This window comes from Brevundimonas sp. (assembly GCF_029945885.1).
GTDB lineage: Bacteria > Pseudomonadota > Alphaproteobacteria > Caulobacterales > Caulobacteraceae > Brevundimonas.
In genome coordinates this window covers 1-21920 of record NZ_JAQSDK010000019.1, presented here as the reverse complement: position 1 = coordinate 21920, position 21920 = coordinate 1, and the positions used below count along the sequence as shown (strand labels likewise).

General features: G+C 65.3%; 18 protein-coding genes. 3 read left to right on the top strand and 15 right to left on the bottom strand.

Annotation, left to right across the window (positions count from 1 at the left end):
- Nucleotides 1-141: 141 nt before the first annotated feature.
- From fusA to PSV00_RS09435, 4 genes are all read right to left on the bottom strand, one after another.
- A complete protein-coding gene (fusA, locus tag PSV00_RS09450; RefSeq protein WP_300446427.1) occupies nt 142-2220 on the bottom strand; it encodes an elongation factor G in 2079 nt (692 codons plus the stop codon).
- 148 nt (nt 2221-2368) lie between these two features.
- The gene (gene rpsG, locus PSV00_RS09445; protein WP_300446425.1) at nt 2369-2842 is read right to left on the bottom strand and encodes a 30S ribosomal protein S7; all 474 of its coding nucleotides are present in this window, start codon (nt 2840-2842) and stop codon (nt 2369-2371) included.
- 81 nt (nt 2843-2923) lie between these two features.
- A complete protein-coding gene (rpsL, locus tag PSV00_RS09440) occupies nt 2924-3295 on the bottom strand; it encodes a 30S ribosomal protein S12 (protein WP_300446423.1) in 372 nt (123 codons plus the stop codon).
- Between the two features lie 274 nt (nt 3296-3569).
- Complete coding sequence (locus PSV00_RS09435) at nt 3570-3827, bottom strand: hypothetical protein (protein WP_300446421.1); 258 nt, start codon at nt 3825-3827, stop codon at nt 3570-3572.
- Nucleotides 3828-3951: 124 nt separating this feature from the next.
- Here PSV00_RS09435 and PSV00_RS09430 point away from each other — a divergent pair, with 124 nt between their 5' ends.
- Nucleotides 3952-4701 (top strand): hypothetical protein, encoded by a 750-nt coding sequence (locus tag PSV00_RS09430; protein WP_300446419.1) that lies wholly within the window; start codon nt 3952-3954, stop codon nt 4699-4701.
- Between the two features lie 127 nt (nt 4702-4828).
- On the opposite strand, the gene rpoC is transcribed toward PSV00_RS09430, so the two are convergent.
- Together rpoC and rpoB are read right to left on the bottom strand one after the other, a co-directional pair.
- Nucleotides 4829-9025: a DNA-directed RNA polymerase subunit beta' gene (rpoC, locus tag PSV00_RS09425; protein ID WP_300446417.1), complete on the bottom strand. Its 4197-nt coding sequence runs from the start codon at nt 9023-9025 to the stop codon at nt 4829-4831.
- A gap of 98 nt (nt 9026-9123) precedes the next feature.
- The gene (gene rpoB, locus PSV00_RS09420) at nt 9124-13239 is read right to left on the bottom strand and encodes a DNA-directed RNA polymerase subunit beta (protein ID WP_300446415.1); all 4116 of its coding nucleotides are present in this window, start codon (nt 13237-13239) and stop codon (nt 9124-9126) included.
- 385 nt (nt 13240-13624) lie between these two features.
- On the opposite strand from rpoB, the gene PSV00_RS09415 reads away from it, so the two are divergent.
- Complete coding sequence (locus PSV00_RS09415) at nt 13625-14149, top strand: FKBP-type peptidyl-prolyl cis-trans isomerase (RefSeq protein WP_300446413.1); 525 nt, start codon at nt 13625-13627, stop codon at nt 14147-14149.
- Nucleotides 14150-14186: 37 nt separating this feature from the next.
- Nucleotides 14187-16163, top strand: a complete 1977-nt coding sequence (locus tag PSV00_RS09410) for a peptidase M61 (RefSeq protein ID WP_300446411.1) — start codon at nt 14187-14189, stop codon at nt 16161-16163.
- A 41-nt stretch (nt 16164-16204) separates the two neighbouring features.
- Here PSV00_RS09410 and PSV00_RS09405 read toward each other — a convergent pair whose 3' ends face one another.
- The 9 genes from PSV00_RS09405 to secE form a co-directional block, all read right to left on the bottom strand.
- Nucleotides 16205-16885 (bottom strand): type 1 glutamine amidotransferase domain-containing protein, encoded by a 681-nt coding sequence (locus PSV00_RS09405; RefSeq protein ID WP_300446408.1) that lies wholly within the window; start codon nt 16883-16885, stop codon nt 16205-16207.
- Nucleotides 16886-17022: 137 nt separating this feature from the next.
- The gene (gene rplL, locus PSV00_RS09400; RefSeq protein ID WP_300446405.1) at nt 17023-17406 is read right to left on the bottom strand and encodes a 50S ribosomal protein L7/L12; all 384 of its coding nucleotides are present in this window, start codon (nt 17404-17406) and stop codon (nt 17023-17025) included.
- Between the two features lie 66 nt (nt 17407-17472).
- Nucleotides 17473-17988 (bottom strand): 50S ribosomal protein L10, encoded by a 516-nt coding sequence (gene rplJ / locus PSV00_RS09395; RefSeq protein ID WP_300446404.1) that lies wholly within the window; start codon nt 17986-17988, stop codon nt 17473-17475.
- Nucleotides 17989-18310: 322 nt separating this feature from the next.
- A complete protein-coding gene (locus PSV00_RS09390; protein ID WP_300446402.1) occupies nt 18311-18808 on the bottom strand; it encodes a DUF2059 domain-containing protein in 498 nt (165 codons plus the stop codon).
- A 96-nt stretch (nt 18809-18904) separates the two neighbouring features.
- The gene (locus PSV00_RS09385; RefSeq protein WP_300446400.1) at nt 18905-19381 is read right to left on the bottom strand and encodes an NUDIX hydrolase; all 477 of its coding nucleotides are present in this window, start codon (nt 19379-19381) and stop codon (nt 18905-18907) included.
- Between the two features lie 120 nt (nt 19382-19501).
- Nucleotides 19502-20191 (bottom strand): 50S ribosomal protein L1, encoded by a 690-nt coding sequence (gene rplA, locus PSV00_RS09380; RefSeq protein WP_300446398.1) that lies wholly within the window; start codon nt 20189-20191, stop codon nt 19502-19504.
- A gap of 4 nt (nt 20192-20195) precedes the next feature.
- Nucleotides 20196-20627, bottom strand: coding sequence for a 50S ribosomal protein L11 (gene rplK, locus PSV00_RS09375; RefSeq protein WP_300446396.1), 432 nt, complete (start codon nt 20625-20627; stop codon nt 20196-20198).
- 273 nt (nt 20628-20900) lie between these two features.
- Nucleotides 20901-21482, bottom strand: coding sequence for a transcription termination/antitermination protein NusG (gene nusG / locus PSV00_RS09370; RefSeq protein WP_300446394.1), 582 nt, complete (start codon nt 21480-21482; stop codon nt 20901-20903).
- 10 nt (nt 21483-21492) lie between these two features.
- Nucleotides 21493-21783: a preprotein translocase subunit SecE gene (gene secE / locus PSV00_RS09365; RefSeq protein ID WP_300446392.1), complete on the bottom strand. Its 291-nt coding sequence runs from the start codon at nt 21781-21783 to the stop codon at nt 21493-21495.
- Between the last annotated feature and the right edge of the window lie 137 nt (nt 21784-21920).

Sequence of the window (21920 nt, the reverse complement as noted above, 5' to 3'; positions counted from 1 at the left end):
CAATCGTGCCGATGTTGCAATGCGGCTTGTTACGTTCGAACTTTTCCTTGGCCATTCTCTTCTCTCCGTCCCCTGAACAGGGGGCTTACCTTGGGTTTTCAGGGGATCCGGACAGGCAGGGCCTGTCCGGAATTAAGGGGTTTAGGCGTATTTCTTGATCACTTCGTCGGCGACGTGCTGCGGAACCGGCTCGTAGTGGTCGTATTGCATGGTGAACTGGGCGCGGCCCTGCGACATGCCGCGCAGCGTGTTCACATAGCCGAACATGTTGGCCAGCGGCACGAAGGCGTTCACGACGGTGGCGTTACCGCGCATGTCCTGACCCTGGATCATGCCACGACGACCGTTCAGATCGCCGATCACCGAACCCAGGTAGTCTTCCGGGGTCACGACCTCAACGGCCATGATCGGCTCGAGCAGCTTGGGCGCACCCTTTTCCTTCAGTTCGCGGAAGGCGGCGCGGGCCGCGATTTCGAACGCCAGCACGCTGGAGTCGACGTCGTGGTATTTGCCGTCCGTCAGGGTCGCCTTGAAGTCGATCAGCGGGAAGCCGGCCAGCAGGCCGCCGTCCTTGATGGACTCGAGGCCCTTCTGGACACCGGGGATGTATTCCTTGGGCACGGCACCGCCGACGATCGAGTTTTCGAACACGAAGCCCGAACCGGGTTCACCGGGTTCGAAGGTGATCATGACGCGGGCGAACTGGCCCGTACCACCGGTCTGCTTCTTGTGCGTGTAGTCGATGTCGACCTTGCGGCCGAGGCTTTCACGATAGGCGACCTGCGGCTGGCCGATGGTCGCGTCAACCTTGTAGGTGCGGCGCAGGATGTCGATCTTGATGTCGAGGTGAAGCTCGCCCATCCCCTTGAGGATGGTCTGGCCGGACTCGTGATCGGTCGAGACGGTGAAGGAGGGATCTTCCGAGGCCAGCTTGGCCAGGGCGACGCCCAGCTTCTCCTGGTCGGCCTTGGTCTTGGGCTCGACCGAGATCTCGATAACCGGAGCCGGGAATTCCATCTTCTCGAGGATGACGGGCGACTTGGTCGGGTCGCACAGGGTGTCCCCGGTGCGGGTATCCTTCAGGCCGGCCAGGGCGACGATGTCGCCGGCGTAGGCTTCCTTGATGTCCTGACGGTCGTTGGAGTGCATCAGCAGCATGCGGCCGACGCGTTCCTTGCGGTCACGGCTGGAGTTCAGCAGGCCCATGCCGGTTTCCATCTTGCCGGAATAGATGCGGCAGAAGGTCAGCGAACCGACGAAGGGGTCATCCATGATCTTGAACGCGAGGACCGACAGGGGCTCGTCATCCGAGGCGCGACGCACGACCGGCTCTTCGGTGCGGAAGTCGATGCCCGGCGTCGGCGGAATGTCGACCGGCGACGGCAGGTAGTCGACGACGGCGTCGAGCAGGGTCTGGACGCCCTTGTTCTTGAAGGCCGAGCCACACAGGATCGGATAGAAGGCACCGGTCAGCACGGCCTTGCGGATGCACTTTTTCAGCACTTCCAGCGACGGCTCGGTGCCGTCGAGGTAGGCCTCCATGGCTTCGTCGTCGAGCTCGACGGCGTTGTCGATCAGGTACTGACGGGCGGCCACGGCCTTGTCCATCAGATCGGCCGGGATCGGGCCGACCGTGAAGTTGGCCCCCAGGGCGTCATTGTCCCAGATCACCGAGTTCATGGCGACGACGTCGACCAGGCCCGACAGCGAATTCTCAGACCCGATCGGGAACTGGATCGGCACGGCCTTGGCGCCGAGACGGTCACGGATCGACTGGACCGAGGCGTCGAAATCGGCACCGATCTTGTCCATCTTGTTGACGAAGACGATGCGCGGAACATTGTACTTGTCGGCCTGGCGCCAGACGGTTTCGGTCTGCGGCTCGACACCGGCATTGCCGTCCAGCACGGCCACGGCACCGTCGAGCACGCGCAGCGAACGTTCGACTTCAATGGTGAAGTCCACGTGGCCGGGGGTGTCGATGATGTTGAGGCGCTTCTCTTTCCAGAAGGCGGTCGTGGCAGCCGAGGTGATCGTGATCCCCCGCTCCTGCTCCTGGTCCATCCAGTCCATGGTGGCGGCGCCGTCGTGGACTTCGCCAATCTTGTGGGACTTGCCGGTGTAGTAGAGAATCCGCTCGGTCGTCGTCGTCTTGCCCGCGTCGATGTGGGCCATGATGCCGAAGTTGCGGTAGTCCTCGATATTGTTAATGCGGGCCATGAAAGCGTGCCTTGAAGTGAGTTCAGGACGCGTTTCGCGCCCTCGGGAAATATCAGTCTGTGCGGATAAACAGGCGCGGGCGATTTAGCTCAAACCGCCCGCGCCGGATAGTCTCAGATAGGGGTCGCGAGTGACGCTTTGAAGGCACCTACCAGCGATAGTGGCTGAAGGCGCGGTTCGCTTCAGCCATCTTGTGGGTGTCTTCGCGCTTCTTGACCGCGGTACCGCGGTTGTTCGAGGCGTCCAGCAGCTCGGCGGCCAGCTTCTCGGTCATGGTGTTCTCACCACGCTTGCGCGCGGCGTTGACCAGCCAGCGGATGGCCAGGGCGCGGCGACGCTCGGGGCGAACCTCGACCGGAACCTGATAGGTGGCACCACCGACGCGACGCGAGCGGACTTCGACGGCCGGAGCCACGTTGTCCAGAGCGGTGTGGAAGGTCACGACCGGCTCCTGCTCCTTCTTCTTGTCGGCCAGGATCTCGAAAGCACCGTAGACGATGTTCTCGGCGACGGCCTTCTTGCCCTCGTACATGACGTAATTCATGAATTTGGTGACGATCAGATCCTTGAACTTGGGATCCGGCAGAACTTCGCGCTTCTGGGCGCGGTGACGACGGGACATGGAGTTGGCCTTCTAAATCGGTGTCGGACGGCCGGCCCAAAACCCGAGGGCATGGACCGGCGAATGGGGTGAAGCGGTCGCTTATTTCGGGCGCTTGGTGCCGTAGTGCGAGCGACGCTGCTTGCGGTCCTTGACGCCTTGCGTATCGAGCACGCCGCGCAGGATGTGGTAACGCACGCCGGGAAGGTCTTTGACGCGGCCGCCGCGGATCAGCACAACCGAGTGCTCCTGCAGATTGTGGCCCTCGCCGGGGATGTAGCACACGGCTTCGATGCCGGTGGTCAGACGAACCTTGGCAACCTTACGCAGAGCCGAGTTGGGCTTCTTCGGGGTCGTCGTATAGACGCGGGTGCAGACGCCGCGGCGCTGCGGGCAACCCTTCAGGGCCGGAACCTTGTTACGGACCGGCTTCGGTTGGCGCGGCTTGCGGATCAGCTGGTTGATCGTGGGCATTAAGAACTCGTCTCTTTCAATCGATGGAGGCGTGTGCCTGTCGGCCGGGGCGCCTCGGATGCCTTCTTTTGGAGACCGTCTGACGACGCCCCCCGGGGTTTGGTTTTCGAGAAGGGCCGCGACCAAACGAAAAAACCGGAACGCGCGCTTCGGGCGTTCCGGCGGGCACAGCCCGTCCGCTAAATTGTCACGATCCCGAACCGGCGGCGAACCGACAGTCCTCGAAAGTCCGCGCCGTTTACGCTTTGACCGTCGTCAGGTCAAGCAGGGGCGATCACTGGTTGCGAAACTGCATCGTCATCTCGACCCGCTGGCCGGGGCGCGCGGTTTCGGAAAGACGAAGCCTGGCCCGGGCCGCCCCGGCGATCGCCTGTTCGGCGAATCCGCAGCCCGGCGCCGACTCACGAACGACCGCGCAATCGGCAAGGGCCCCATCGGCCTGGACTATGCAGGCGATTGTGACCGATGCGGTTTCCACCTGACGGCATCGCGGCGGCGAGGCGGTGGCCCATACGGGGGTGGTGCAGACCATCAGTGTGGCCAGAGAGACAGCGACGCCTGAAAGTCGATACATTCCCCACCCCTACCTTAACGGGAACCAGCCCCAATACCGCCACGCTCGCCCGCTCAATTGACCGAAAGCGGACGGGGGATCAATGGACGGGCTTGCGGGGCTGCGACAACCGGGGCGTGAAGGCTGGCGCAAGCCGGCCCTGGTCGCTGCGTCCCTGGCCCTGCACGGTCTGGTGCTCGGCTATCTGGCCCTGACCGCCGTGGGTGTCGGCGGTCTCGATCCCGTCGCCACGCCCCGCATCTTCATCCCGCTGCAGCTGGAGCCCCGCCCCCTGCTGGCCGGAGAGCAGGTCCGGGTGCCGACGCCCCCGCGCACCGCGGCCCCGGAACAGATCACCGCGGCGGCGACCGTCGCCCCCTCCCCGCGCAAACCGGACGAGGACGAAACCCGCCCGGTCCCGCCTGTGCCCCGTCTGGCCCTGCCCGCCCCCGGTGCACCGCCGATCGATGACAGCTGGCGCGTCCGGCCCCGGGGCGCGGGCACCGGCCCGGCCCTGCGCGCGGGCGGCTGCAGCCTGCCCCCCGGGCGGTTGAGCCCGGCCGAACAGGCCGCCTGCGACGCGCGCTTCGGCGCGGCCGCCCTCGGGGCCGTCCCGATCCGCGGCACCGGCAATGCCGCACGCGACGCCCGCTTCGCCGCCGAGGGGGCCCGGGCCCTGGCCGCCTATGAGAGTCTGCGCCGCCCCGCCTCAGGCAGTATCGGCATCGTCGGCCCCCAGGACGGCCCGGGCTCCAATTTCGGCATGGGGGTCGCCGGTGCTCACATGGACCCGTCCCTGCGTCCGGATTCGACCGGGAACATCCGCACCAACCGCCGCGACGGGCCGCGATAAGGCCTGCGCTGGCGAATCCGCGGCGCTCAGGCAGCGAGGCCCCGCGCGCCGAGCGCCAGCGCCCAAAAGAAAAAGGGCGGCCCCGTCACCGGAGCCGCCCTCTTTATTCTCCGGCGTGACCGGAAGATCAGCTCGCGCTGCTCTCCAGCTCCAGCGCCAGATCGGCGGGGAGCGGCTCGACCGCGGCTTCGCGGGTCTTGGTCAGCTTGGCGTCGCGCTCGTTGGCGATCTTCTGCAGGGCCCGGAGATAGGCACCGGTGCCCGCCGGGATCAGGCGGCCGACGATGACGTTCTCCTTCAGGCCTTCCAGCGTATCGACCTTGCCGTTGACCGAGGCGTCGGTGAGGACGCGGGTGGTCTCCTGGAAGGACGCCGCCGAGATGAAGCTGCGGGTCTGCAGCGACGCCTTGGTGATGCCCAGCAGGACCGGCTGGGTGATGGCCTGACGGCCCTTGCGCTTCTCGACCTTGAGGTTCTCGGCCACGGCTTCGGCAACCTCGACCGTGTCGCCACGGATCAGGGTGGTCTCGCCGGAGTCGAGAATCTCGACCTTCTGCAGCATCTGACGGACGATGACCTCGATGTGCTTGTCGTTAATCGGCACGCCCTGGAGGCGATAGACTTCCTGCACTTCGTTGACGAGGTATTCCGCCAGCGCCTCGACCCCCTGGATACGCAGCAGATCGTGCGGGTCCGGGTTGCCGTCGATGATGTAGTCGCCCTTCTGGATCAGATCGCCGTCGTGGACGGAGATGTGTTTGCCCTTCGGGATCAGGAACTCGACGGGCTCGGCCTGGTTGCCATCGGCATCCGGCTCCGGCGTGATCTTGATGCGGCGCTTGTTCTTGTAGTCGCGTCCGAACTCAACGCGACCGTCCATCTCGGCGATGACCGCGCAGTCCTTGGGACGACGGGCTTCGAACAGCTCGGCCACCCGCGGCAGACCGCCGGTGATGTCGCGCGTCTTGGCACCCTCGGTCGGGACGCGGGCGATGACCTCGCCCGGCTTGACCTGGTCACCGTTGTTCACGGACAGAACCGCGCCCACCGGCAGCAGGTAGCGAGCCTCGGAACCCGAGGCCAGCTTGGCGTAGCTTTCGCCGGCGATGACGCCGAGCGCGGGGCGGAGATCCGCACCACGCGGGCTGGCCCGCCAGTCGGAGACGACGCGCTGGGCGATACCCGTGGCCTCGTCGGTCTCTTCCTTGACGGACAGACCCTCGACCAGGTCCTCGAACCGGATCGAGCCGCCGACTTCGGTCAGGATCGGGCTGGTGTAGGGATCCCACTCGGCCAGACGCTGGTTCTTCTTGGCCTCGGACCCTTCCAGAACCCGCAGACGGGCACCGTAGGGAACCTTGTGGCTTTCGCGATCCTTGCCGTCGACGACGATGGTGATCACGACGTTGCGGCTCATCGCCACCAGATCGCCGTGCGCCGCCTTGACGGTCGGGCCGGTGATCCGGACGGTCCCGGGGTTGGTCGCCTCGTAGAAGGAGGTTTCCGCCACCTGGGCCGTACCGCCGATGTGGAAGGTCCGCATCGTCAGCTGGGTGCCGGGCTCGCCGATGGACTGGGCGGCGATGACGCCGACCGCTTCACCGATGTTGACGTTGGTGCCGCGGGCCAGGTCACGGCCGTAGCACATGCCGCAGATCCCGGCTTCCGCCTCGCAGGTCAGGCCCGAGCGGACCTTGACCGACTGGACGCCGGCCGAGTCGAGCAGGTCGACCTCTTCCTCTTCCAGATAGGTGTCGGCCTTGAACAGGACCTTGTCGCCGCCCGGCTCCTTGATGTCCTCGGCCGCATAGCGACCCAGGACCCGCTGGCCGAGCGAGACGAGGACGTCACCGCCCTCGACGACGGCGCGCAGGGTGATGCCGCGGGTCGAACCGCAGTCCTCCTCGGTGACGATCGAATCCTGCGCCACGTCCACCAGACGACGGGTCAGATAACCCGAGTTGGCGGTCTTCAGCGCGGTGTCGGCCAGACCCTTACGGGCACCGTGGGTGGAGTTGAAATATTCAAGGACGGTCAGGCCTTCCTTGAAGTTCGACACGATCGGCGTCTCGATGATCTCGCCCGAGGGCTTGGCCATCAGGCCGCGCATGCCGCCCAGCTGCTTCATCTGGGCCTGTGAACCACGGGCACCGGAGTTGGCCATCATGAACACCGAGTTGATGTCCGGGGCCTGACCCTTGATCAGCACGCGCGGCTGCGCGATCTCGGCCATCATCTCGTCGGCGACCCGGTCCGTGGCCTTGGCCCAGGCGTCGACGACCTTGTTGTATTTCTCGCCCTTGGTGATCAGGCCGTCAGCGTACTGCTGCTCGTATTCCTCGACGAGGGTACGGGTCTCGGCGACGATCTCGATCTTCTTGGCGGGGATGACGATGTCGTCCTTGCCGAACGAAATGCCGGCCTTGGCGGCCTCACGGAAGCCCAGGCCCATCATCTGGTCGGCGAAGATCACCGTCGCCTTCTGACCACAGTGGCGATAGACCACGTCGATCAGATTGCCGATTTCCTTCTTGGTCAGGTTCTTCTCGAGCAGGCGGTAGCCGACGTTCGGGTTCTGCGGCAGCAAGGCTCCCAGCTTCATCCGGCCCGGCGTGCTGTCGATGACCTTGGTCACGACCTTGCCTTCGGCGTCCTGTTCGGTCCAGCGCGCCTTGATCTTGGTGTGCAGGGACACGACGCCGGCGTCGAGGGCCGCGTCGATCTCGCCCATGTTGGCGAACAGCTTGCCTTCACCCGGCTCACCGTCCTTGACCAGCGACAGGTAGTAGAGACCCAGCACGATATCCTGCGAGGGCACGATGATCGGCTTGCCGTTGGCGGGCGACAGGATGTTGTTGGTCGACATCATCAGGACGCGCGCTTCCAGCTGGGCCTCGAGGCTCAGCGGGACGTGAACGGCCATCTGGTCGCCGTCGAAGTCGGCGTTGAAGGCGGCGCAGACCAGCGGGTGCAGCTGGATGGCCTTGCCCTCGATCAGCTTCGGCTCGAACGCCTGGATGCCCAGACGGTGAAGCGTCGGCGCGCGGTTCAGCATGACCGGGTGTTCGCGGATCACCTCTTCGAGGATGTCCCACACCTGGGGCTGTTCGCGCTCGACCATGCGCTTGGACTGTTTGACGGTGCCCGACAGGCCCTTGGCGTCAAGGCGCGCATAGATGAACGGCTTGAACAGCTCGAGCGCCATCTTCTTGGGCAGGCCGCACTCGTGCAGCTTGAGGTCCGGACCCACGACGATGACCGAACGACCCGAATAGTCGACGCGCTTGCCCAGAAGGTTCTGACGGAAGCGGCCCTGCTTGCCCTTGAGCATGTCGGCCAGCGACTTCAGGGGGCGTTTGTTGGCACCGGTGATGACCCGGCCGCGACGGCCGTTGTCGAACAGGGCGTCGACCGACTCCTGCAGCATCCGCTTTTCATTGCGGATGATGATGTCCGGCGCGCGGAGCTCCATCAGGCGCTTCAGGCGGTTGTTGCGGTTGATGACGCGACGATACAGGTCGTTCAGGTCGGAGGTGGCGAAACGGCCACCGTCCAGCGGCACCAGCGGGCGCAGTTCCGGCGGGATGACCGGAACGACCGTCAGCACCATCCACTCGGGCTTGTTGCCGCTGTCGAGGAAGGCCTCGATCAGTTTCAGGCGTTTGGACGCCTTCTTGGCCTTCATTTCCGACGGACTGTCGGACAGTTCCCCGCGGTGACGCTCGGCCTCGGCGTGGAGGTCGATACCCATCAGCAGGTTGCGCACGGCCTCGGCACCGATCTCGGCGGTGAAGCCGTCATCGCCGAACTCGTCCTGGTAGCGGTAATACTCGTCTTCCGTCAGGAGCTGGCCCTGCTTCAGCGGGGTCAGGCCCGGCTCGGTGACGATGTAGTTCTCGAAATACAGAACCCGCTCGACGTCCTTCAGGGCCATGTCCAGCATCAGCGAGATGCGCGACGGCAGCGACTTCAGGAACCAGATGTGGGCGGTCGGGCTGGCCAGTTCGATATGGCCCATCCGCTCGCGCCGCACGCGGGCCAGGGTGACCTCAACGCCGCATTTCTCGCAGATAATGCCCTTGTACTTCATGCGCTTGTACTTGCCGCACAGGCATTCGTAGTCCTTGGTCGGGCCAAAGATACGGGCACAGAACAGGCCGTCACGCTCGGGCTTGAACGTCCGGTAGTTGATTGTTTCCGGCTTTTTGATCTCACCGAACGACCACGACCGGATCTTCTCCGGCGACGCCAGGGCGATCTTGATCTGGTCGAAGGTCGGAGTGACCGGGAGCGGGTTGAAGATGTTCAGGACTTCCTGGTTCATCTTGATTCCTTCTGCGGGGTTACCCGCCAAAATTCATTGAGGGAGAAGAGCGAGAGACCGTCCCTCCCCGCTTGCGCGGAGAGGGATCATTCGGTCGATCAGCTGTTCTCCAGCTCTACGTTCAGACCCAGCGAGCGCATTTCCTTGACGAGCACGTTGAAGCTCTCGGGAATGCCCGCCTCGAAGCTGTCATCACCACGGACGATGGCCTCGTAGACCTTGGTCCGGCCGGCGACGTCATCGGATTTGACCGTCAGCATCTCCTGCAGGGTGTAGGCGGCGCCGTAGGCCTCGAGAGCCCACACCTCCATCTCCCCGAAGCGCTGACCGCCGAACTGGGCCTTGCCGCCCAGCGGCTGCTGGGTGACCAGCGAGTACGGTCCGATCGAACGGGCATGGATCTTGTCGTCGACCAGGTGGTGCAGCTTCAGCATGTAGATGTAGCCGACCGTGACCGGACGCTTGAACTGCTCGCCGGTCTGACCGTCATAGACGATCGACTGACCGGAGCGATCCAGGCCTGCCTTCTCCAGCAGGTCCTCGATGTCGACGATGTGGGCACCGTCGAAGACCGGGGTGGCGAACGGAACGCCCTTGGACAGGTTGCGGGCCAGGACGATCAGATCGTCCTCGTCCTGCGGCAGCGGTGTGTCCTTGCCGTAGATGCTCGACAGGTGGTCGATCAGCGCCTGCTTCTGGCCGCCCTGTTGCCAGGCCTCCAGAAGACCCTGGATCTGCTTGCCGAGACCGGCGGCGGCCCAGCCGAGGTGGGTTTCGAAGATCTGGCCGATGTTCATGCGCGACGGCACGCCCAGCGGGTTCAGAACGACGTCGACCGAGGTCCCGTCGGCCAGGTGCGGCATGTCCTCGATCGGCAGGATCTTGGAGATGACGCCCTTGTTGCCGTGACGGCCGGCCATCTTGTCGCCGGGCTGAAGCTTGCGCTTCACGGCCACGAAGACCTTGACCATCTTCATCACGCCCGGGGGCAGCTCGTCGCCACGCTGGAGCTTCTCGACCTTGTCCTCGAAGCGGCGGTCGAGCGCTTTGCGGGCGTCCTCGAACTGCTTCTTCATGGCTTCCAGCTCGCCCATCGCCTTCTCGTCGTCGAGGGCAATCTGCCACCAGAGACCACGCGACAGCTCGGCCATCTTCTCGGCGGTGACGACGCCGCGACCCAGGCCCTTCGGACCCGAGACGGCATTCTTGCCGAGAACCAGCGGCTGCAGGCGGCCGTAGACGTTGCGTTCCAGGATCGCGAGCTCGTCGTCGCGGTCCTTGCCCAGGCGTTCGATTTCCGAACGCTCGATGGCGATGGCCCGTTCGTCCTTGTCGACGCCGTGACGGTTGAACACACGCACGTCGACGACCGTGCCGGCGACGCCGGGCGGCAGACGCAGGCTGGTGTCACGGACGTCGGAAGCCTTCTCGCCGAAGATGGCGCGCAGCAGCTTCTCTTCCGGGGTCATCGGGCTCTCGCCCTTGGGCGTGACCTTGCCGCACAGGATGTCGCCCGGCTGGACCTCGGCACCGATGGCCACGATGCCAGCCTCGTCGAGGTTGCGCAGGGCTTCCTCGCCGACGTTGGGGATGTCGCGGGTGATTTCTTCCGGACCCAGCTTGGTGTCGCGGGCCATCACTTCGAACTCGTCGATGTGGATCGAGGTGAAGACGTCGTCGCGCACGATGCGCTCCGAGATCAGGATCGAGTCCTCAAAGTTGTAGCCGTTCCAGGGCATGAAGGCGACGAGGGCGTTACGCCCCAGGGCCAGTTCACCGAGGTCCGTCGACGGGCCGTCGGCGATCACGTCACCGACCTTGACCTCATCGCCCACGCGCACGATCGGGCGCTGGTTGATGCAGGTCGACTGGTTGGACCGCTGGAATTTGGACAGGCGATAGATGTCGACGCCCGAACGGCCGGCATCCAGCTCGTTGGTCGCGCGGACCACGATCCGGGTACCGTCGATCTGTTCGACGACACCGTCACGACGGGCCACGACCACGGCACCGGAGTCGACGGCGACCACCGATTCCATGCCGGTGCCGACCAGCGGCGCATCGGACTGGACCAGGGGCACGGCCTGACGCTGCATGTTCGCGCCCATCAGGGCCCGGTTGGCGTCATCGTTTTCCAGGAAGGGGATCAGGGCGGCAGCGACCGAAACGACCTGTTTCGGCGACACGTCCATCATATCGACGTCGGCCTTGATCAGCAGCTGGGATTCGCCGTTGATCCGGCCGGGGACCAGGTCCTCGACGATCTCGCCCTTGTTCAGGGCAATGTTGGCCTGGGCGATCGTGTATTTCGACTCTTCCATGGCCGAGATGTAGACGACCTCGTCCGTGGCCTTGCCGTCCTTCACGCGCCGGTACGGGCTCTCGATGAAGCCGTATTTGTTGACCCGCGCGTGGGTGGCCAGCGAGTTGATCAGGCCGATGTTCGGGCCTTCCGGGGTCTCGATGGGGCAGATGCGGCCGTAGTGGGTCGGGTGCACGTCCCGGACCTCAAAGCCGGCGCGCTCGCGCGTCAGACCGCCAGGGCCAAGCGCCGAAAGGCGGCGCTTGTGGGTGATCTCGGACAGCGGATTGGTCTGGTCCATGAACTGCGACAGCTGCGAGGAGCCGAAGAATTCGCGGACCGAGGCGGCGGCCGGCTTGGCGTTGATCAGATCGTGCGGCATCACGGTGTCGATGTCGACCGACGACATCCGCTCCTTGATGGCGCGCTCCATGCGCAGCAGGCCGACGCGGTACTGGTTCTCCAGCAGTTCGCCGACCGAACGGACCCGGCGGTTACCAAGGTTGTCGATGTCGTCGATCTCGCCGCGACCGTCCTTCAGGCCGACCAGGATCTTCAGCACTTCCAGAACGTCATCCTTGCGCAGGACGCGGATCTCATCCGAGACGTCCAGCTCAAGGCGCATGTTCATCTTGACCCGGCCGACGGCCGACAGGTCGTAGCGCTCGCTGTCGAAGAACAGCGAGTTGAACATGGCTTCAGCGGCTTCGGGGGTCGGCGGCTCGCCCGGACGCATCACGCGATAGACGTCGAACAGGGCATCCTCGCGGGCGCTGTTCTTGTCCACGCGCAGGGTGTTGCGCATGTAGGCACCGACCGTGACGTGGTCGATGTCCAGCACGTCGATGGTGGTGAAGCCGCGCTCTTCCAGCAGAGCGATCGACTCGGCGTCCAGCTCGTCGCCGGCCTCGACGTAGATCTCACCGGTCTCATAGTTGACGGCGTCGGAGGCCAGATATTTGGTCAGCAGGGCGTCAGCGGCCAGCGACAGCGACTTCAGGCCGCCATCGGCCAGCTTTTTGGCGGCGCGGGCGCTGATCTTCATCCCGGCCTGGGCCACGACTTCACCGGTGTCGGCGTCGACGAGGTCAAACTCGGGCTTCACGCCTTTCCAGCGCTCGGCCTTGTAGGGGGTGACCCAGCCTTCGCCGCGCTTCTCGTAGGGCACGGTCTCGTAGAAGGTGCGCAGGATCTCCTCGCCGTCCATGCCCAGGGCATAGAGGAAGGTGGTGGCCGGCAGTTTGCGGCGCCGGTCGATACGGACATAGACGACGTCCTTGGCATCGAACTCGAAGTCGAGCCACGAACCGCGGTACGGGATCACGCGGGCGGCGAACAGCAGCTTGCCCGAGGAGTGCGTCTTGCCCTTGTCGTGGTCGAAGAAGACGCCCGGCGAACGGTGCATCTGCGAGACGATCACGCGCTCGGTGCCGTTGACGACGAAGGTGCCCTTGTCCGTCATCAGGGGGATATCCCCCATGTAGACGTCCTGTTCCTTGATGTCCTTGACCGAACGGGCGCCGGTTTCCTCGTCGGCCTCGAACACGATCAGGCGCAGCTTGACCTTCAGCGGCGCGGCATACGTCATGTCGCGCTGGATGCACTCCTCGACGTCGTATTTCGGCTGTTCGAACTCGTAGGAGACATACTCCAGAACGGCGCGTTCGTTGAAGTCCTTGATCGGGAACACCGACTTGAAGACGGCCTCGATGCCCTGGTCCTTGCGCGGTCCCGTCAGGACGTCGCGCTGCAGGAACTGCTCATAGGAGGCACGCTGAACCTCGATCAGGTTCGGCATCTTCACCGCTTCGGGGATGCGCCCGAAGGATTTACGGATGCGCTTCTTGCCGGTGAAGGACGTGGCGAGGGCGATCTGACCGCTCAGGGCGAGACCGTCTGTGGTGTTGGCCATTCTTGTTTCCCAATCCGCGCGAGGCCCCGTCCGGTGGACGGCAACCCCTGCGTCAAATGCAGCAGCAGCCGCGCCGGCGCACGGGTGCGCTGTCGCGGCTTCGGTTTCTCGGTGCCCACCCTCGATCCCTAGGGACCAGGGCACCAGCAATGTGAAGCTCCCTTGGGGAGGAGCGCGCCTTCGCACTGGTCGGAGGGTAACGGACCAGGCCTCGGCGCTACGCGCGGACTCATACTGAGTTGTGCGGAACCGGGACGTATACTCGCTTTTCCGACGAAATAAAGGCCGGACGGAGAAAGTTCTTGCCTTATGGCGATCACCCATGATTTCGCGCGTCCGCCCGGTCCTTATTCCTGAAGACGCGGACCGGTGCTAGCGTCACCGGATGAAACCTATCCTCCCGATCGCCGCCGCCCTGACCCTCGCGGCCTGCGCCACCGCGCCCCAGCCGATGGCCCCGCCCACATCCGAAGTCCGCCCGCCGGTCGGCGAGGCCAGCCAGGCGAACTGGAACGCGGGCAATGCCGCCTATCTGGCCTGGAACGCCGGGCGGCCCGGCTGGACCACCACCGAATCCGGCCTGCAGTACCGCCGCATCAGCGCCGCCCATGCCGAGGGGCGACAGCCGGTCGCAACCGACACCGTCCGGGTCCACTATCGCGGGACCTTCATCGACGGTCGCGAGTTCGACGGCTCCTGGGCCCGCGGCGAGCCCGCCGAATTCCCCCTCAACCGCGTCATCAAGGGCTGGACCGAGGGCGTGGCCCTGATGCGCGAGGGCGAGCGGTTCGAATTCGTCATTCCGGCCGCCCTGGGATACGGCGAACGCTCGGTCGGCGGCGGCGAAATCCCGCCCAACTCCACCCTGCTGTTCACGGTCGAGCTGCTGGCTGTCCTGCCGCCCGCCTGATCGCCCCGCCCCGCCCCTCCATCGCGTTCGAGATCCCATGTCCCAGACCCGCCTCTCCGCCGCCGCCCTCGCCCTGCTGCTGGCCGGCACCGCCCTGCCCGCCCTGGCCCAGAGCCCCGGCACACCCTGGGTGACGGACGCCCGCGACGCCGCCCTGGCCCTGCCCCGGGTCCAGCCCGCCATTCCCGCCCCGCGGGACATCCCCTATCCGGGCGTGATCCGGTACCGGGCCGATGTCACCGACCTCGAGCACCGCATCATCCGGGTGCATCAGACCGTGCCGGTCACCGAGGGCCCCCTGACCCTGCTCTACCCGCGCTTCCTGCCCGGCAACCATGCGGGTACCGGTCCGATCCAGCTGGTGGCGGGCCTGACCGTTACCGCCGGCGGACAGCGGATTGAATGGCGGCGTGACACCCTCGATCCCTATGCCTTCCATCTGGACATCCCCGCCGGGGTTGCCGAGATCGCCGTCGACTTCCAGTGGCTGACCCAGCCCGACAGCAGCCAGTGGCGCGTCGTCATGACGCCGGCCATCGTCAATATGGAGTGGGAAAAGGCCATCCTCTATCCGGCCGGCTATTTCGCCAACCAGATCCAGGTCGCGGCCTCGATCCGCCTGCCCGACGGCTGGAACTACGGCACGGCCCTGGCCACCGACAGCTTCGAGGACGGGGTGGCCACCTTCGCCCCGACCGACCTGTACACCCTGGTCGACAGCCCGATGTTCGCCGGGGCCCATTTCCGCCGGATCGACATCGATCCGACCGGTGACAGCGTCCACCTGAACATCGTCGCCGACTCGGCCGAACACATCGCCCCGACCGCCGACCAGCTGGCCCTGTACGAGAACCTCGTCACCCAGGCCGACCGCCTGTTCGGCGCACGGCATTTCGACCACTACGAATTCCTCGTGGCCATGACCCGCCAGCTGGGCGGGATCGGCCTTGAGCATCACCGTTCGTCGGAAAACACGGTCAGCCCCGACTTCTTCACCAACTGGGCCGCCAGCGCCGGCGACCGTGCGCTGCTGCCACACGAATACACCCACTCATGGAACGGCAAATTCCGCCGCCCGGCCGACGAACTGACCGCCAACTACAACGTCCCCAGCCAGAATACCCTGCTGTGGGTCTATGAAGGCCAGACGGAATACTGGGGCGATGTGCTGTCGGCCCGCTCGGGCCTGGCCACCCGCGAGGTCGCGGTTGCCAACCTGGCCACCGTGGCCGGTTTCTATGACGCCCAGCCGGGCCGCCAGTGGCGCGCCCTGCAGGACGTCAACAACCACAACCTGCTCGGCTATCGCGTCCCCGGTCAGTATCCGTCGTGGATGCGGGCGACCGGCGACTACTATCGCGAGAGCGCCCTGATCTGGCTGGATGCCGACACCCTGATCCGCGAGGGCACCCGCGACCGCAAGAGCCTGGACGATTTCGCCCGCGCCTTCTTCGGCGTCGACGACGGCGTCTTCACCCCGCGCGGCTATACGTTCGAGGAACTGGTCGACGCCCTGAACGCCGTCTATCCGCACGACTGGGCCGGCTTCCTGCGCGACCGGCTGGATGCGGCCGGTCCAGATGCCCGCGCTCCGCTGGACGGCATCACCCGCGCCGGCTGGCAGCTGACCTGGGTCGACAGCCTGACCCCGGTCGAGAAATCGGTTCAGAGCGGCTGGGCCCGCGACTTCCAGTATTCCCTGGGCTTTACCCTGTCGGGGACGGCCAACCGGCTCGCCAATATCCGCTGGGACAGCCCGACCTTCCGCCTCGGTATCGGCGAGGGCTGGGAGCTGGTGGCGGTCAATGGCACCGCCGCGGACGCCACGATCCTGCGCGATGCCGTCACTGCGGCGAAGGGCGGTACCGCCCCGATCGAGCTACTGCTGAAGTCCGGTGACCGCTTCCGCACCGTCGCCTTCGACTACCACGACGGCCTGCGCTATCCGCGCCTGGTCCGGATCGAGGGCAGCCGCGACCGGCTGGCGGACATCTACGCCCCGCGCCGGCGTTGAGGGAACGGGCGGCGGGCTGTCTGCCCGCCGCCCCTGCCCATTCAGTCTTTCAAAAGACCCAGCAGGGCCTCGGCCGCCTCACGCGACGAGGCCGGATTCTGGCCCGTGACCAGCTTGCCGTCGATCAGCACATAGGAACTCCAGTCGGCCCCCTTGGAATAGGTGCCGCCATTGGCCTTCAGCATGTCCTCGACGAGGAAGGGCACCACGTCGGTCAGGCCGACCGCCTCTTCCTCGGTATTGGTGAAGCCGGTGACCTTGCGGCCCTTGACCAGCGACTGGCCGTCCTTGCCCTTCACCGACCTGAACACGCCCGGCGCATGGCAGACGGCCGCCACCGGCTTGTCGGCCGCGGCGAAGGCCTCGATCAGCGCGATCGAGGTCTTGTCTTCAGCGAGGTCCCACAGCGGACCGTGCCCCCCCGGATAGAAGACGGCGTCGAACCCGTCGGCGGACACACTGTCCAGACGCACGGTGTTGGCCAGCACCGCCTGGGTGGCCGTGTCGTCCTTGAAACGGCGGGTGTCATCGGTCTGGGCGTCCGGCTCATCACTCTTGGGATCCAGCGGCGGTTGCCCGCCCTTGGGCGAGGCGACGACGATCGCGGCCCCCGCATCCTTCAGCGCATACCAGGGGGCGGCGAACTCCTCGAGCCAGAAGCCGGTCTTCTTGCCGGTGTCGCCGAGTTCGTCGTGTGAGGTCAGAACCATAAGAATTTTCATGGGGTCGTCCTTCGTTCGGGGGAGATGCGCAGATGGAGTCCATCGCGACTGTCACCAGTCCAAACGCACACGGGCCCGGTGGTTTCCCACCGGGCCCGCTGAAGTTTTGCGATCCGGTCCCGAAGGACCGGGCCAGATTACTTGATCTGGATGGTCGCGCCGGCTTCTTCCAGCTTCTTCTTGGTCTCTTCAGCGATCTGCTTGGAGACGTTCTCGAGGACGTTCTGCGGAGCGCCTTCGACCAGGTCCTTGGCTTCCTTGAGGCCCAGGTCCGAGCGAACGCCGCGAACTTCTTTAATCACGTTGATCTTCTTGTCGCCGCCCGAGACGAGCACAACGGTGAACTCGGTCTGCTCTTCGACGGCTTCAGCCGGAGCAGCGCCGCCACCGGCCGGCATGGCCATGGCAACCGGAGCAGCGGCGCTGACGCCCCACTTTTCTTCCAGCAGCTTGGAGAGTTCGGCAGCTTCGAGGACGGTCAGTTTGGACAGGTCTTCGACGATCTTGGACAGGTCAGCCATGGGTAGGTTCCTTCGGAGGATAGGGGTTCAGAGTAGGGTGTGCAGAGATGGAAGGGGACGGTCCGCTTACGCGGCGTCCTTCGTGGCATAGGCGTTGAACACCCGGGCCAGCTGACCGGCGGGCGCTTGCACGACGCCGGCGATCTTGGTCGCAGGCGCGTTGAGCAGGCCGAGCAGCGAAGCGCGGATCTGGTCCAGCGAGGGCAGTTTGGAGAGAGTCTCCACACCCTTGGCGTCCAGGATCTTGTCACCCATGAAGCCACCGAGGACGACGAACTTGTCGTTGGCCTTGGCGTATTCAGCGGTGACCTTGGCAGCCGTTACCGCGTCGGCGGCATAGGCGATGCCCACGGGACCCTTGAACAGGCCGTGGTAATCGCTGCCTTCAGCGGCTTCGAGCGCCTTCAGCGCCAGGCGATTCTTGATCACCTTGAACGCGCCGCCTTCTTTACGAAGACGTCCGCGCAGATCTTCCATGTTCGCAACAGTCAGACCCAGGTTGTGGGTCACGACCACGGCGCCCGCATCGGCGAAGACGCCCTTGAGCGTCTCGATCGACTCGGCTTTTTGTGCGCGGTCCATTGCGGTCTCCAGTCTGGTATTCGCCGCCGGGCTTATTCCCGACAACGGATTGGCCGAAGCGCCGCGCATCGCTGCGAGACGGTGAGGCCGGTCGAATTGTCCGAAGGATGCTCCAACCCCGACGTCCGGATACCGGAGCGTCTGGTGTTGTCTGCGTCCCCATCTCCCCACGGTACCAGAGGGCTCTCTGGCAGTTACGGCATGGGTGACCCCCACGCCCCGAAGTTCTCGGACAGGACCGTCAACGGCAGGACCGATGACGGGAAGCGGCGCTCTTACAGGGGAACCGCGGAGAAATCAACGGCCGATGGGCGGCGGGTCGCTATCGGGCACGGGTCTTGCCGGCCGCCGCCGCCGTGCAGTCGAACTCGGCGCAGTATTTGGTGGTGAACTCTTCGACATAGGCCTGCAGCAGCTCGCCGAGGATAGCCTGTTGCCGAACCCCCAGTTCCAGAGACTTGTTGGCGATCGACGGACCCAGCGGCGACTCATAGAAGGTAATCTGGGCCTCGAGTTCGGCCTCCGAAAAGACCTCGGCATAGGCATCGACCATGTCGGCCAACATCGCATCGATCATCCGCATCATCATGCGCGGCATATTGGTCCGCACCCAGGCCGCCTCGGCCGTCGGCAGATCCCCGACCCCGGCCAGCGCCATCCCGGCCTGCTGTTCCACCAGCTTTTCCAGACTACCGCCCGTCGACAGCTGGATCAGGCGCTGCGCCAGTTCCCGCTGATGGGCCGTCGGTGTGTTCTGGGCCAGCGCCGGCGTGCTCAGTCCGAGAACCAGCGCCAGCGCCATCATTACTGCCAAACGCATCACGTCCCCCCGGCTGCACACAACGGGCGGTACGCTCCACGGTTGCGCGGGGCGTGGCAATCCCTGAACGCGAAATAGTCCGGGGGTACCGCCGATTCAGTCGGCCGGGCGCACGTGCAGAAAGGCAAAGGCCTCGATCAGGGCGGTCAACTCCGGCTCGTCGACGCGACGCGACGCCTCCTCCGGCGTCACCCATTCGCGAACCCGTTCATCGCGCTCGGGCCACAGGTCCAGCGCTTCGGTCACCTGCAGCGGAAACACATCGACGGCGCACAGCTGGGTCTTGTCGCCCTTCAGCCGCTTCACATAGCGGAACATGCCCAGCGGTTCGCTGGTGATGTCGCCCTGGACCCCGGCCTCCTCAAAGGCCTCCTGGGCCGCGGCCTGATGGGCGGCCCGATCCTTCATCGGCCAGCCCTTGGGAATGACCCAGCGCTTCGTCTCGCGCGAGGTGATCAGCAGGATCTCCAGCCCGCGCGCACCCGTCCGCCATGGCAGGGCCGCGAACTGGTGGCGCCGGTCCCGGCGATAGATCTTGCTGGTCTTGCGTTTGGCCAATTCAATCCGTTCCATCGCCCACGCCGACCGCGCGGAAATCATCGCCAATCATCCGCGACCGGACGAGTCGTCACAAACGAAAACGGCGGCGGGGATTGCTCCCCGCCGCCGCAATCATTCAACCGACAGGGTCGATCAGGCGTTCAGCGACGCCGGGTCGATCTTGAAGCCGGGGCCCATCGTCGAGGACAGGCTGATCTTCTTCACATAGGTGCCCTTGGCACCCGACGGACGGGCGCGCGACAGGGCGTCCACGTAAGCCTTGACGTTGGCTTCCAGGGCTTCCTGGGTGAACGAGGCCTTGCCGATCCCGCCGTGCACGATGCCGGCCTTCTCGACGCGGAACTCGACCGCACCGCCCTTGGCGTCCTTGACCGCTTGCGCGACGTTCGGGGTCACCGTGCCGACCTTCGGGTTGGGCATCAGGCCGCGCGGGCCCAGCACCTTACCCAGACGACCGACCAGGGCCATCATGTCCGGCGACGCGATGACGCGATCGAAGTCCATGAAGCCGCCGTTGATCTTCTCGTACAGATCCTCGGCACCGACGATGTCGGCGCCGGCGGCCAGGGCCTCGGCCGCCTTGGCGTCCTTGGCGAAGACGGCGACGCGAACGTCACGGCCCGTGCCCGACGGCAGGTTGACCACGCCGCGGACCTGCTGGTCAGCGTGGCGCGGGTCGACGCCCAGGTTGACGGCGATCTCGATCGACTCGTCGAATTTGGCGGTGGCGTTCTCCTTGACGGCCTTGATGGCCTCGGCGAACGACAGGCTGGCTTCACGGTCGCCCGTGCGGGCCTTGATGCGCTTGGTTTGCTTGGTCATGTGCTCAGCCCTCCACGACGTTCAGGCCCATGGCCTTGGCCGAACCTTCGATGATCTTGGTCGCGGCATCGAGATCGTTGGCGTTCAGATCCTTCATCTTCTTTTCGGCGATCTCGCGCAGCTGGCTGCGGGTGATCTTGCCGACCACTTCGCGGCCGGTCAGCTTGGAGCCCGACTTCAGCTTGGTGGCTTCCTTCAGGAACCAGGTCGCCGGCGGCGTCTTGGTGATGAAGGTGAAGCTCTTGTCCTGGTAGACGGTGATCACGGTCGGCAGGGGCGTGCCCTTGCCGACGTTCTCGGTGCGCGCGTTGAACTCCTTGCAGAAGCCCATGATGTTGACGCCGCGCTGGCCCAGCGCGGGGCCGATCGGGGGCGAGGGCGTGGCGGAAGCCGCCGGCACCTGCAGTTTGATATAGCCCAGAATTTTCTTGGCCATTGGTCTCTCCTGTGAGTGACCCGGGGTTCAGTCCGGGCCGGTGAGCCGTGGTCCGGCATGGCTGCCTCCCACGGATTTATGCGGGCGAACCCGCACCGCTCCCTGCGGAGCGAGGCGCGCGTGTAGCAAGGGCGCGCCGGAATAGCAAACGGCGGCCCCGGAGGACCGCCGTTGCGATTTGTGTGGTCTGTAACGGATGTACCCGGTTGTGGCGGATGTGCCCGCTGCCGGTGTGTCGCTTGTCTCCCCCGGACGTCCGGCCCGGGAAGGACGCTAGCCCGCGTTCTTCTCGACCTGATTGTACTCCAGATCGACCGGGGTCGGACGGCCGAAGATGGACACGGCCACGCGCAGGCGGGCGTTGTCCTCGTCGACGCTTTCGACCTGGCCCTCGAAGCTGGCGAAGGGCCCGTCGATGACCTTGACGGTCTCGCCGATGTCGAACCGGATGGTGGGTTTCGGACGTTCGACGCCCTCCTCCACCTGGCCGATGATGTTCTGGACCTCACGCTCGGACACCGGCAGGGGCTTGGTGCCGCCCGCCGCGCCGAGGAAGCCAGTGACCTTCGGCGTGTTCTTGACCAGGTGATAGGCCTCGTCGGTCATCTCCATCTTCGCCAGCACATAGCCGGGGAAGAATTTGCGTTCCGCATTGATCTTGCGACCGCGACGGATCTCGACGACCTCCTCGGTCGGCACCAGGATTTCCGAGAAACACTCGGTCAGGCCCTGCTGACGCGCCTGGTCCTGGATGTGCTGGGACACCTTCTTCTCGAAATTCGAGTAGGCGTGGATGATGTACCATTTGTGCCGCGGATTGGCGGCCGGTTTGGTTTCGGGCGCTGCATCAGTCATGCGCGTCTCCTTATTGGCCGATGGCGAGGATGAATTGGGAAGCGATGGTCAGGCCTGCGTCGACGACCCAGAAGAAGATCGAGGCGATGACCACCATGATGAAAACCATCACCGAGGTGATCCAGGTTTCCTTGCGGCTCGGCCACACGATCTTGCGCCCCTCGGCGCGAACCTGGCTGAAGAACTGCGGGATCGACACGCGCTTCTTGGGAGCCGGCGCGTCAACCGCGACCGTCTGCCCTGCCGGAGCGACTTTCGTTCCCATCGTGCGACGACCGCCGGGGGTCTTGGCCTTGGCCATTCAGCGTCTCTTCAAACTCTTGTTCCTGCCCCTCCAGATGGGAAGTCCCATGCGGCGGCGACAGGGGGGAAATGGCAGGAGTGGAGGGACTCGAACCCACGACCCTCGGTTTTGGAGACCGATGCTCTACCAGCTGA